Genomic DNA, 14524 nt, shown 5'->3' on the forward strand with positions numbered 1-14524 from the left:
TCTGGGAGGCGCATTCCATGCGTTCGACGAATATGCACACGCGTTGGCAGCTGTCTGCCCTCGCCTTGGCCATTTATTTGGGGTTTGGCTCCTCCGCCTGGGCAGCGGGTGCGCTGCCGCAAGGCGCCACCGTGGTCAATGGGCAGGTTGGCATCAGCCAGACCAATCCCAATAGTCTTCAAATCCAGGCCACTGCTGGCTCCATCGTCAACTGGCAGCAGTTCTCCATCGGTTCGGGCAACCAGGTTCGCATCGCTTTGCCCAGTTCATCGAGCTCCATGCTCAACCGCGTGGTGGGGGTGGACAGCTCCCAGCTGCTGGGTTCGCTACAGAGCAATGGCCGCATCTTTCTGATCAATCCCAACGGCATTGTGGTGGGCTCCGGTGCCCGCATCGATGCCAGCAGCTTTATAGCCTCCACGCTGGACATGGCGGATGGTGATTTCCTGGCTGGCAAGTTGCGCTTCATGGCTACTTCGGGTGCGGGTGCCATTCGCAACGACGGGGTGATCACGGCCGGCCCTGGCGGGCGCGTGGCCCTGATTGCGCCCGACATCCAGAACACCGGCATCATTCAGGCGCCTGACGGGCAGATCCTGCTAGCCGCAGGGCGCAAGCTGGAAATATCCAGCCTGGACTTTGAAGGCGTGACCTTCGAGATCCAGGCGCCTACCGACGCAGTGTTGAATCTGGGCAAGCTGCTGGCGGAAAACGGCGCGGTATCGGTCTTTGCCGGCACCTTGCGTCATAGCGGTGAAATCCGCGCCAACCGCATGGAGCAGGATGCGGACGGCAGCATCCGCTTGGTGGCCAGCAATGCGCTTAACCTGGACAGCGGCAGCATCACCACGGCAGATGGTCTGGCCGGGGGCAGCATCCGTTTTGAGACCACTGGCGGAACCACCCATGTGGCTGGCTCCGTATCGGCGGTCGGTGCCGATGGCAAAGGCGGCAGCATCCAGATACTGGGCAACCGCGTGGCGCTGGATGCGGGCGCCCGCGTTGACGCTTCCGGTGCGCGTGGCGGTGGCGAAGTACTGGTGGGGGGCGACTTCCAGGGTAGGAACGCAGCCATCCAGAACGCTGAGCGGGTCTATGTAGACGCCGATGCCAGCCTGCGGGCCGACGCTACGCAAAATGGCAATGGCGGCAAGGTGGTGGTGTGGGCCGACGGGAACACGCGCTATCTGGGCAGCCTCTCTGCCCGTGGCGCGGGCGACGGCAAAGGCGGCAATGCGGAAGTGTCGGGCAAGCAGAACCTGTCCTTTGCCGGATCGGCCGACCTGGGCGCGGCGGCAGGCCTGAGTGGCAATCTGTTGCTGGACCCGCTGGATATTCTGGTTTCCAGCACGGGCGGCATATTGACTTCGGTGGTGGACCAGTTCTCCGACTTTTCCGGCAATGTGGTCACCATCTCGCCCACCACGCTCAACAGCGTCAAGGGCAATGTCACCCTGCAAGCCGAGCGCGACATCTATTTCAACAGCGCCGTAGCCCTCACCACGGCCGGCGCCGGCCTCAGCGCCACCGCAGGCGGCACCAGCTTCAATGCTGCGGGTGGCGGCCAGATCTATCTGAACCAGGGCATCACCACCAATGGTGGCGCGGTGACGCTGCGCGCCGTGGGAGTCACGGGCTCGGGGACCATCAGTACGGCTGGCGGCGCAGTGGACATCAAGACCTCGGGCAACGAGAGCTATTCAAGCGCCATCAGTTCGGGCGGTGGTGCCGTCAGCCTGGAATCGCAAACCGGCTATGTGAGCGGGGCCAACGTCAGCGCAGGCAGCGGCGCCATTGCGGTGACTGCTGCAACCAGCATCTACGGCGGGGACTACAGCAGCACCGGCAACGTGAGCCTGCATACAACCGCGGGCTCCATCAGCAGCGGCAATGTGACGGGTGGGACCGTCAACCTGTCTGCAACCGGCGGCAGTATTTCCGGCGAATACGTGAACGCAGCCACGCGGGTGGACGCCACGTCATCCAGCAGTTCCATCTACCTGCTGAACTATGCAAGCCAGCCCTTGCGCGTGGGCACGTTGAGCGCACCTTCGGTCATCAACCTCAACTCCAGCAATGGGTTTGAGCAGGCCGCGGGCGGCTCCATCACCGCGCCATCGGTGTACATCAGCAGCAACTACGGCAGTGCCCAGACCGGCTCTCTGGCGTCTCCGCTGCGCATCAGCTCGCCGCAACTGACACTGCAGTACCTGGCCGCAGATGCACACATCCAGTTTGTCGGCAACCCGACGCTGACGGCGTTGACGCTACAAGGCTCCCTGGCTGCGCTCTCCAGCACCACCGTCAGCGGCGCGGCCAATCTGGGCACATTCACGCTGGGCACCTCGGGTGGCAATCTAAGTGTGACGGCCGATAGTGGCGCAGTCAGTGGCTTCGGTTCGGGCTTCGTGCTGCAGGTCAACGACGCTGGCATCACCGCACCCACACTCAACCTGCTGGGCGGCAACGTCACCCTGAGCGCTGCGGGAACACTCAACATCGGCACACTCAATGCCGCCAGCCTGTACGCAACCGCCCAAGGCGCGGTCAGCCTGGGCAGCATCACGACCACGGGCAGCTCCGGCATCTATGTTTCCACCAACGCTTGCACTGCGAGCTATGTAGGTTGCGCGAATTCCAGTCCCATCAACGCAACCACACTCACGGCGGGCGGCAGCGGCGCGGTGCAGCTGAACACCTATGACAACGGCGACATCACCATCAGCGGCAGCCTGAGCGCGTCTTCCGCCACGCTCAGCGCGGGCAGCACTTACTACACCTCCGCCTATCCGTACTACTACACCATGCGTACCGCGAACAACATCAACGTGGCTTCGGCCACGCTGAGCGGCGGCCTGAGCGTGAGTGACAACGGCGCCGGCAATATCACGCTGGGCAGTTTGACGGCGGGCGGCGCGGTCAACGTCAGTGCAGGCGGAACTTACAAGGTCGTCAGCGGGACCTACCCTTACTACCAATACCTCACCACCAGCAACAACATCAACGTTGCCGTGGCCGAACCCGGCACGCCCGCAGGCTCCTTCCAGATCAGCAACAGCGGTACGGGCAACATCAGCGTCACCGGGGTGGTGAACCGGCCCAGCGGCAGCATCAGCCTGTCCGCATCCAACGGCAGTGTCACAGCGGCCAATGACCTCAGTGCCAACGGCACCATCACCGTCAGTGCGGGAGGCACCACCTCAGCCACGACGCTGGCCAATGTGACATCCGCCAACGGCAGCGTGTCCCTGGGGGCCGGCGGAAACCTGACCGTGGGGCAGGTGTCTGCTGGTTCAATGACTGCCTCTGGCAACAGCAGTGTCAACGTGAGTGCGGGTGGCGACATCAGCTTTCTGAGCATCAACTCGCACTCCCTGGGAACCGCGGGCGTTTCGCTCAGCTCTTTCAGTGGTTCGATCAAGACACGCCAGGACAACACCAGCGCCGATATCAGTACCAATGGCAACGTCACGTTGTCGGCCAATGATCTGGGCAACGGTGTCATTGGCGACTCCAGTTTCACCAATCCGCTGGACATCGTCTCGGGCCTGCTCACCAGCAACGCGATTACGCTGTCCGCCGGCAAGGACATTGGTGCGATGGGCAAGACGGTGAATGCCGACACCCTGGGCACGCTCAGCGTCACCTCGCTCGGCGGCAAGTTCTTCGTGGCTGCGCAGACCGGCGACGGCGTGACGCAGCAGAGCCTGAGCACCATACGCCTGTCGGCTTCAGCCGCCGGGATGGGGGCCAGCGGAACGTCGTCGCTGAGCACGCTGGACCTGAACATCAATGCCACCAGCGACGGCAGCACCATCACCTTGGGCGACGTGGTGCGTTCCACCGGCAGCCTCAATGAATTCCGCTTCACCACAAGCAATGGCGGCCTGGCCATCGGCAACATAAACCTGAACACAAGCGGCTACAACCAGCTGTACCTCAATGCCGCCGGTGCGCTGACGCAAACCAGCCCGGTGACCACCAACAACATCAGCGCTGGCTACATCTATCTGAACTCGGCCGGCAATCCCATGACGCTGGGCAACGTCAGCGCGTCTTCCCTGACGGCGGGGAACATGGTGGATATCTATGGCGGTGACGTCACCACGGGCGCGCTCAATGGTCCTGGCGTGCAGGTCACGGGCGCCAACCTCAGCCTGGCTTCTGTCACAACCACTGGCACCAACCGCGGCTACTACAGCGCCTACTACTACGTCCCGCGCGTGGGCTACAACATCTATGTGACCGATGAATTGCGTCTCACGGCCTCGGGCACGCTCACCACGGCGGGCGCCATCAGCAGCCAGACCTCGGCCATCGTCAGTGCCAACGGCCTGACGGTGAACGCGGGCAGCGGCACCGTTACCGGAGGGCATACCTACACGGGCTACTACGCGGATACGGTCAACCTGAACTCCGGCACCGGCGCGCTGTCGGTTGCCAACGTCAGCAGCTACAACGTGACGGCACAGGGCAACAGCCTGACCATGGGCACGGTCAGCGCAAACAACGGGTTGAGCCTTGGCAGCGCCACCACCACCTCGCTGACTACTGCAGGCCTGAGCGGCTCCGGCAGCGTGACCTTGAACGCCGGCAGCTTCTCCACCGGCAACATCACGACGTCTGGCGGACTGAACCTGACGGCCAATGCCACCGGAGCCCAGACATACCTGCCCGGCGCCATCAGCATCTCGTCCGCCTACACCACCATCAATGCGACCAATGGCATCAATCTGAGCAGCGCCACTGTCACAGCGCCATCGGCCACACTCAACGCCACTGCGGGAGACATCACCGCCACGTTGACGGGCACCACCAGCCTCACGCTCAATACCGGGGGGGTGTTTACTGTCAGCTCGCTGTCCGCGCTGACCAGCCTAAATGTCACTGCCGATGGCTCGGTGGCCGGGGCCGGGGGCGGCTCCAGCGTTACCGACTCCGCCAACCAAGTCATGAAGGTGCAGGGCCCTGTGGGCGCGCTGGCCGTGACGCTCAAGCCGTCGGCTGCGGGAATCTCGGAGCGCTATACCGAGACCAGCGCCGCAGTGACCGACATGACGCTGAGCACCAGCGGTACGCTGGGTAGTGGCAGCAGCATCAGCGTGTCGACTCCCTACGCCAACATCACCACATCTAGCGTTGCCATGACCAATGGCAGTCTGACGCTTTCCACCGATGGCGACGTCAACCTCACCTCGGTGACCACGGGCGGTGGTGCGGTCAATGTGTACAGCGGCTCCGGCACGGTTAACCTCACCTCGGTCGGAACCGGCGGCGGCAGCGTGACCGCGCGTACATCGGGTGACGCCACCAAGAGTGTGAACGTGGTCAGCGTGAACACCCTGGGCGGCAGCGTTGCACTGACGGCCGACAACGGCAGCATCACAGGCACCGGCGCATTGGCCATCGACATGCGCAACGGCGCTGGCGCGGCCAGCGGTACGCTGACCCTGCTGGCCGAGCAGGGCAGCATAGGCAGCGGGGCGACCCCGTTGCTGACCAGCGGCGCCGTCACGCTGGATGCGCGCTCCAAGGACGATCTGGTGGTGGACGTGGCCAACACGGCCTTGACCAATCTGTACATCACCACCCAGGCGTCGGGTACCGGCACGGTGCAGGTCACCAACAGCAACTACAGCGGCCTTGCCATCGGCCGCGTGGGCGGCACGGACCTGAACCTGAGCGGCTTGAACCCCACCGCAACCGGCTCCTTCTCCCTGAGTGCGCGTGATGGCAACATCAATGTCACCAGCGACATCGGCAACCTGTACAACCTCACACTCAATGCCGGATATGGAAACGGTGCGGGTGACCTGAACATCGTTGCCACCGGTGGCGTGGCGCGTTCCGTTGCCACCACCAACAGCATGTCGCTGCAGGCGGGCCGCGATATCACCATCTCTGCCGGCGCCAATGCTGCGGAGAGCGTCAGCGTTCAGAGCAGCTACAGCATGACACTGCAGGCCCAGCGTGACATCCAGGTGCTTGCCAACGGTGGCAGCGCGGCAGTCAAGCAGGTGGGCCCTTATTACGCCTCGCAGAATGTGACCGCAGGTCGCGACATCGTGGTCAGCGGCGGCTCTTCGAGCAATGCCTACGCCGCCCTGCAATCCACGCTGGGCAGTCAGAGCCTGAACGCAGGGGGCAACACCCAGATCCGGGGCGGCAACGGAACCGGCGCCTATGCCATTGCCCAGGCCGGGCAGAGCCAGTATCTGTACACCAACAACCTGAGTGTGCTCGGCGGATCGGATGGGGCCTATGCCTCGCTGCAAGGCGCCTCACAGAGCGCAGAGCACATCTACGGCATTGCGCTGGTGCAAGGCGGTAGCGGCACTGGCGCGTATGCCGAAGTGGTCAGCACCTCGGGCTCCCAGGGCTTTGGCAACCAGAGCACCTATTACTACGGCAACGTCACCGACGGCATTACCGTGCAGGGAGGCAGTGGCTCGGGCGCCTATGCCTCGGTCCGTTCCGCCACGTCACAGGAAGTGCACAGCGCAGGCGACATCCAGATACTGGCCGGCACCGGTGCCAACGCCAATGCCGAGATCAAGGCCACCACTTCGCAGAACGTGGGCGGCACCTCCACCTACTTCTACAGCTACCCAGCCAATACGCCCACCGGCAACGTGCTGGTGCAGGCCAGCGGCACGGGCACGGCACGCATTCTTGCCGGCGGCAACCAGACGGTCTACGCCGGCGGAAACATTGCGGTGATTGCCGGCAGCGGCGCCAACATGACGGCTTCCATCGAGTCCACCGCAGGCTCGCAAACCATAGGGAACAACACTCTCTCTACCAACGATCCCACGGGCAATGTCAGCGTGACCGGCGGCACGGGCACGGGTGCCGCGGCGTGGATACGCGCTGCGTCCAATCAGACCGTCATGCCGGGTGGAACGCTCACGGTAACGGGCGGCTCCGGCACCAATGCCTCGGCCTCCATCGAGTCCACCGCGGGCTCGCAGACCATTGGCAGCACTTACATCTATTCCTACGATCCAGGAGACGGCATCGTGGTCCAGGGCGGCACAGGCAGCGGCGCAGCCGCCTGGATCAAGGCGGCCACCGGCCAGACCGTGGACACAGGCGGTGCGGTTGTCGTGGCTGGTGCTGGCGCCTATGCGGAAATCGTGTCCACCGCGGGCAACCAGACGCTTGGCAACCGCCTGGGCGGCAGCTATGCGCCCACCAGCAGCATCACTGTCACCGGTGGCACTACCGCCAATGCCTACGCCCGCGTTGCCGCATTGGCAGGTTCCCAGAATGTGCAGTCGTCTGGAACCGTCAGCGTGGCGGGCGGCACCGGCGATGGTGCGAATGCCGTGTTGCTTGCAGCCACGGGGCAGACGGTGGGCACCTCCGGCAGTCTGTTGATCACGGGCGGCACTGCTTCTTCTGTGGTGGGCAATGAAAGCGGGTTGCGCAACACGCTTTCGGGCGCGCAGAGCGTGCAGTCGGATCTGGGCATCGCCCTCACTGGTGGCGGTCTGGCGTCCAACACCTGGATTCGCCAGGCGGGAACGGGTGCGCAGACCCTCAACACCAGTGGTGACCTGCAACTGCTGGCACCCACTGCGGGTGCGGAAAGGGTCAGCATCGACTCCGGTGCTGGCGGACAGACCGTGGTTGCGGGCGGTGTGGTCACGCTCGACAACGCAGGCGCCCATGAGATGCGGCTTTCCTCCGGTGCGGCGCAGAGCATCAATGCGGACTCCCTGACCATTCGCCTGAGCTCCACTACCGGCGCATCGCCGTTGACCGCGGTTACAGCCATCGCCAACCAGAGCATCGTTCTCAACGGCGTGGACAGCAACAACCCGGCCACGCTGACCGTGTCCAACCTGAGTGCATCCAGCGGCTCCCAGGCTTTGCTGCAGTCCGGCGGCAATCAGACCATCACCATGAACTATCTGGCGGCCGGGCAGATGCAGGTGGGCGATGCGAATGGGCAAGGCGTTTCGAAGGTCTATGCCACGGGCAACCAGACCATTGTGGCGGGCGCATTGCTGGTGCAGGGCGGCTCCAGTGCAGCGGCCAGCTCCACCTTGAGCGATGGCACGACGCTGAGTGGCACCATGCTGATCAGCACCCTCAACGGTCAGGTGAGTGTGCATGCCGGTTTGGCGGGGCCTGCAATGCTGGACCCGCTCAACCTGAGCGTGGTATCCAATGGCTCCATTCTGGTGACCAGTGGATCAGCGTCCACCGCCAGCGCCGGTGTGACGGCCGGCATCATCAACATGACGGCCACCAACGGGAACATGGCCGTGGTCAGTGGCGGTGCTCCAGCGACCGTGACGGCTTCCACCACGTCGACCGCTCTGGGGGCCAACACCTTCAATCTCAGCGCCTCCGGCGGGTTGACCATTGCTGGTGACGCCTCCATCACCGCGTCGGCGGGTGGCTCGGTGTTGCTGGGCGGCCCCTGCACCGGCTGCAGTACGGGGCTGGTCGGTCCCTTTACCGTGTCCGTACCGCCTGCGACTGCCACGGGCTCCAATGCGTCGTTGGGCAATGGGCTCTATCTGTGGACGTCGGACGTTGCCTCTCTGGACCAGTCTCTGCTGGACCTGATTGCAGCCGGCTATGACCTGGTGGTGGCAGAAGACGGCACCGTCATCAGCCGCCGTCGCAACCTGACTCAGTGCTATTGAGGGGCCAGCATGAAACACCCTCTTACAGCCATGATCACCGCGTCCTCCTCTCTGCCGCGTTGGGCGCTGTGCCTGCTGATGGTGCTGGCAGCGACCATGCCAAATGTAGCGCGGGCGCAGCAGCCTGCCGGGCAGGTGCAGCATCTGCAAGGCATGGCCACGGCGCAGCAACCAGGGGCCGCCGTCCGCTTCATCGCCGCGGGGGACAGCATTGCCGAAGGTGATGTCATCACCACCACTGAGAAGGGCTATGCCGTGGTGGCGTTCACCGATGGCACCAAGATCACCTTGCGTCCGGCCACCACCTTTGCGGTGGAGCGCTATGCGCACAACGAAGGCACGGAAGCTGGCCTGATGCGTCTGATCAAAGGCGGTATGCGCGTGGTGACGGGCCTGATCAACAAGATCAATCCCGGAGCACTGCAGTTCCGCGCATCCACCGCCACCATTGGCATTCGCGGCACCAGCTTTGATGCGCGCCTGTGCAACGAGGACTGCCGCTCTGAAGACCGTGCAGCGCAGTCGCGGCCACCGCCCGCTGCAGTGCTGGCCAGCGATCTGGTGGTGGCACGCCTGATCAAGGTCTCGGGTGACGTCACCGCGCAGCAGGAGGGCAAGCCGGTGCGGCATTTGCTGGAAGGCGCTCCGCTGTATATGGGGGACGCTTTGCAGACGGGGCCCGATGCCACTGCGCTGGTAGGATTTCGCGACCAGTCGCGTCTGGCAGTCAACCCGCAGACGCTGGTCAGGATCAATGGCTTCAGCTATTCCAGCGCGCGCCAACCGAACAACTTTGCCTTGCAACTGCTGCATGGCGGGCTGCGCATGTTTACGGGCCTGATTGCCAAGGCCCAGCCGCAAGCGGTGTCTGTGCGCACGCTGGTAGCCACCATAGGCATTCGCGGCACCGGCATGGACATCAGCTGCGAAGGCCCTTGTGCTGACGGTGCCGGCACTGGGGAAGGCGCCTCACCTGCGCCTGCTCTGCCTGCGGCGGGTGACGGACTGTTCATGCACACCTGGCTGGGTCTGACATTCCTGGATGGTGGTGGCAGCAGTGTGGATGTGCCACTGGATGCGGTCGGCTTTGTCGGGGCGGACCGCATGCCCCGTCTGCTGGCCGCACTGCCCGAGTTCATGAACAGCTTCAAAGTACCGCGGCCAGATCTGGAGTCGGTCGACTGGGACGCTCTCTTTGGCGCGCAGGCCTACAGCGGTGAAGATGGCTTGTATCTGTTTGTGCGCGACGGCCATGTGTTTCTGGAGACGGCCAACGGCAGGCGTGACTTTGGTGTGGGCGAGGCCGGCTTTGTCGGCGGCGACAACCTGCCGCGTCGCTTGGCACCACCCGTGCCGCGCTTCCTGAGTGACGATCCATTCCCGATCCCGGAACTGTTTGTGAGCGGTGACAAACGCATACTGCAGTTGTTTGGTGCCACGCTGGGACAGCCCGGCCAGGAGATTTGCAGGCTATGAATCCCATGACGCCCACACACTTCTCCAAGCTGCCTCTGCTGGCGTCGACGGTGCTGTCGCAGCTGGCCTTCAACCCATCCGCCATGGCGCAGCAGACTCCGCCAGCCGTTGCGGTGCCAGCTGAGCCCACCCTGGATATCCGCAGCTATATGATCGATGGCAACAACCCGTTGTCAGACGCGCAAACTGCCCTGTTGCTGCAGCCCTATACCGGAGAGCAGCGCAAACTCAGCCAGATTGAGCAGGCGGCGCTGGCGCTGGAGAAGGCGTTGCGCGAGCGCGGCTATATATTTCACCGCGTGTTTGTGCCCGTGCAGAAACCACAGAATGGCAAGGTCACGCTGCAGGTCATTGCTTTTCGCGTGGGCCAGGTGACGGTGATGGGCAACCAGAGTTTCTCCACCGGAAACATCCGCCACAGCCTGCCCAACCTGCAGGAAGGCAGCGTGCCTGATATCCGCGAAGTCGGGCAGGATCTGACTGCAGCCAATGCCAATCCGGCCAAGCAGGTCACGGTCACCTTCAAGGAGTCGGCCCAGTCAGATGCGGTGGATGCTGATCTGCGGGTCAAGGACTCGGATCCATTGAGCTATTTCGTGAGCTACACAGGCAATCTGCCCGCTGCGGCCAAGAACCCGGATGACACAGTGCCCCGCGTGGGTTTGGGTGTGCAGCACGCCAACCTGTGGGATCGCGACCACGTGGGGTCCCTGACCTATAGCACCGACCCCAGCAAGCAGGACAAGGTGTCGCTCTGGGGGGCGTACTACCAGTTCCCCATCTATGGGCAAGGCTTGAATGTCTCGGCTTACTACACCAGCTCCGACGTCAACTCCGGCCTGGGCAGCCTGGGGCTGCCCGACGTGTCCGGCAAAGGCGAGTTTCTGGGCGCACGTGTCACCTATTCGTTGCCGCGCAACGGCCCAGCTTCCCAGACGCTGGGCCTGGCGCTGGACGACCGGCACTTTGACCAAGGCCTGCCGGGAACCAATGTGGCCTCCTTTCCGGCGTCGCTCAAATACACCTTCCGACGTGACGAGAGCTGGGGCACGGTAGGTGCCAATGTGGAATATGCCGTCAACACCAGCGAGGGCAGTGACAACAACCAGGCCAACTACACGGCCCAGGCTGCGGACTGGAATTGGGAGGCATGGCGCGCCGGGCTGGATTTCAGCTACCGCGGCAGCCAGTGGTACTGGGCCGCCAGGTTGCGCGCCCAGGCCAGCTCCAGCCGGCTCATTACTGGCGAAAAGATGAGCCTGGGCGGTGCCGGATCGGTACGCGGTTTTACTGATGCGGTGGTGCGGGGTGACATGGGCTACTTCTGGAGTCTGGAGGCAACCGGTCCGGAAATGTTGCTGCCTCTGCTGCGCCCTGTGCTTTTCGTGGAAGGCGGACAAGTGCAATCCAACGGCGCGGTGGCCGACCACGAAGAGCTGGCCAGTGTGGGCGCAGGTATACGCTGGAGTTATCAGAAACTCGATGTCTCTGCCGATCTGGCTTTGGCAACCAAGGTCAACAGCGCGGAGAAGCAGACCGACCCGATGCGGCTGCACCTCAGTGCCATTTATCGCTTCTAGTCACGCCAGGTTCTTGACGGGCTTTGGCAGCGTGGACAGCAAGTGCTGCTCGAACTCCTCCACCGGGCAGGGCTTGCCGAACAGATAGCCCTGGAAGTCGCGGCAGCCCAGGCTGAGCAGGAAGTCGCGTTGCGCCTGGGTTTCCACGCCCTCGGCGATCACGTGCAGCGAGAGGTTTTCGGCCAGGTTGATGACGGTCTGCGCGATGGCGGCGTCCTTGGCATCCAGCAACAGATCGCGCACAAAGGACTGGTCGATCTTGAGCTGGTCCAGTGGCAGGCGCTGCAGGTAGGACAGTGAGGAATAGCCGGTGCCAAAGTCGTCCAGCGAGAAGGCGATGCCCAGCGCGTGCAGCGCGGCCATCTTGCCCACGGTCTCCTGAATGCTGTTGACCATCAGGCTCTCGGTCAGTTCCAGCTTGAGCTGGCGTGCATCTATGCCCGCGGCCTGCACGATGGACTGCACCTGCTCCACAAACTGGCTTTGCCGGAACTGGCGTGCGCTCACGTTGACGGCGATGGTCAAGTGGGAGAAGGCATCCTGGGTGGACCAGCGTTTGAGCTGGTCGCAGGCGGCTTCCAGTACCCAGGTACCTACGGGCAATATCAGTCCGGTGTCTTCGGCCAGCGCGATGAAGTCCGATGGCAATACCATTCCGCGCCGCGGATGCTGCCAGCGTACCAGTGCCTCGGCACCCTGAATCTGGCCATCGGCATTGACCTGGGGTTGGTAGTACACCCGCAGCTCACCTTGCGCGATGGCGTGACGCAGTTCAACTTCCATGGCCGCACGGGCATCCACGGCCAGCTGCATGCGGGGATCGAAGAAGCGGACCGTGTTGCGGCCAGCCGCCTTGGCCTGGTACATGGCGGTATCCGAGCGCTTGAGCAATTCATCGGCGCTGACGTTCTGGCTGTTGAACAATGCCAGGCCGATGCTGGCGCTGCACAGGTAGTCATGCTGGAAGCCGCCATGCGCATTGGTTGCAAGCTCCAGGTTGTAGGGCTGGTGCAGTGAGGAGAGGATTTTTTCCGCCACGGATTCGGCCTGGCTGGCAGCCAACGTGCTCTCGTCGAGATCCTCCAGAATCACCACAAACTCGTCGCCCCCCATGCGCGCAGCGGTATCGCCCATCCGCACACAGCTTTGCAGGCGTTTGGCCACTTCGATCAACAACTGGTCGCCCACGCCATGGCCCAGCGTGTCATTGAGCATCTTGAAGTTGTCCAGATCGATCATCAGGAGCGCGGCATGGCGGTGGTGCCGCTCACATCCCACCATGGCGCGGTTCAGACGTTCCAGCATCAGCCGTCGGTTGGGCAGGTTGGTCAGTGGGTCGTAATAGGCCAGCATCTCGATCTTCTCCGCGTTGGCCAGACGCTCGGAAATGTCGCGGATCGAGGTGTGCACATGCAGATGCTTGGACCAGTAGAAATGGCTGGACCGCACCTCCACATCCACCAGCCGGCCGTCCTTGCGGCGCAGACGTGTCTCCCGGGAAATCGGCTCCGCGGTCAGATCCGTATGTTGGAGGATGGCGTTGCGGGCCACTTCGTCGGGCCAGCACTCCTGCCACTTGTGATCATCAAAGTCCAGCAGCTCCCTGCGGCTGTAGCCGAGCAGGCGGCAGAAGCGGTCATTGACCTCCACCAGCCGGCCCATGGAGTCGGTGATCTGGATGCCGTCACTGGCATTGCGCAAATACATTCTGTTGCGCAGGTTTTCTTGTGTCGCGCGCTGCAGCATTCCCGACAAGACCAGACCCAGTGCAATCGTGACTGCGGCAAAGCAGATCACCGTTGCAATGACCTTGTTGCGCTCGGTCGTCCAGCCCGCCAGGTAGTCTGAACTGGCCACGCCGGCCAGCACCATCAGGTGCGCCTTCTGCATACGCAAAAAGGAGTAGATGCGTTCCTCGCCGTCTACGGCGTTGGGGGTGTAGAAGGTCGTGGCCGTGGCACCACTTTCATAGGCCTTGCGGAACTCGGAAGAGATGACCTTGTTGCCCACCGTGCCGGCGGGCATGTTCGGCAAAGGCGGGAAACGCACGATCAGCCCCAGCTCCCTGTCACGCAGGGCGATGGTTCCCTTGCGGCCCAGATCGAACTGGGACAACATGTTCTGGAACTGGTCAAGCGCCACGGCACCAAAGACGATGCCCGCAAAGGCACCGCCCGGGAAGTTGTATCGGCGCGCAAAGATGATGATGTTGTGTTGCTGCAGTCGCCCGACGACGGGTTTGCTGATGGCCAGTTCCTTGCCGGTGCTATCCCGGAGTTGCTGGTAGTAGTCCCGGTCGGTAATGTCGACCGATGTGGGCTGATTCGATTCGCTGCGCAGAAACACACGGCCCTGTGCGTCGGAGATGCGCACGCCCTCGACTTCCGGCACGCGCTCCTGGAAGCGTGCAAAAGCATCGCGCACCAGGGCGGTCTTCACCGGCTTGCCGCCGATGACCTGCTGCTCCATGTCATCCACCAGATATTGCAGCGCCAGGTCGATCTTGTCGATGCTCGACGCCAGGTTGTGCTCCACCGCATTGGCGATGTTGCGGGTCTGAACCTCGGCCTGCTGGACGTATTGCAACTTGCTCTGATTGAGCCAATACGCTGACGCGGCAATGGCCAGCAGATTGACGCCCAACAACACCCCGATCAGCAGAACCTGTATGGACCGTGCACGCGACATGGGCAGATAGGTGTTGGTAACGCTTGGGCGTTCAGATTGTTGTGGTTTAACGGGGCAGCGCTGTCAGCATTGCATGCCCGGCTGATTCTGGCACAACTAGGACCGCTTGGGCGCCATTAG

4 protein-coding genes are annotated in these 14524 nt (G+C 63.2%); 3 read left to right on the forward strand and 1 reads right to left on the reverse strand.

Features of this window, described 5'->3' with window-relative positions:
- Positions 1 to 17 precede the first annotated feature (17 nt).
- From AC1RMF_RS15735 to AC1RMF_RS15745, 3 genes are read left to right on the forward strand one after another with little or no spacing between them, the layout of a single operon-like run.
- A complete protein-coding gene (locus tag AC1RMF_RS15735; RefSeq protein WP_493142550.1) occupies positions 18 to 8660 on the forward strand; it encodes a beta strand repeat-containing protein in 8643 nt (2880 codons plus the stop codon).
- Between the two features lie 9 nt (positions 8661 to 8669).
- Positions 8670 to 10136, forward strand: a complete 1467-nt coding sequence (locus AC1RMF_RS15740; protein WP_493142552.1) for a FecR family protein — start codon at positions 8670 to 8672, stop codon at positions 10134 to 10136.
- Between the two features lie 5 nt (positions 10137 to 10141).
- Positions 10142 to 11716, forward strand: a complete 1575-nt coding sequence (locus AC1RMF_RS15745) for a ShlB/FhaC/HecB family hemolysin secretion/activation protein (RefSeq protein ID WP_493142553.1) — start codon at positions 10142 to 10144, stop codon at positions 11714 to 11716.
- Here the strand turns inward: AC1RMF_RS15745 and AC1RMF_RS15750 are convergent, their stop codons facing one another.
- On the reverse strand, positions 11717 to 14404 hold the full coding sequence (locus tag AC1RMF_RS15750) for a bifunctional diguanylate cyclase/phosphodiesterase (protein ID WP_493142555.1): 2688 nt from the start codon (positions 14402 to 14404) through the stop codon (positions 11717 to 11719).
- Between the last annotated feature and the right edge of the window lie 120 nt (positions 14405 to 14524).

It is taken from the genome of Rhodoferax sp. GW822-FHT04A08 (genome assembly GCF_058801025.1).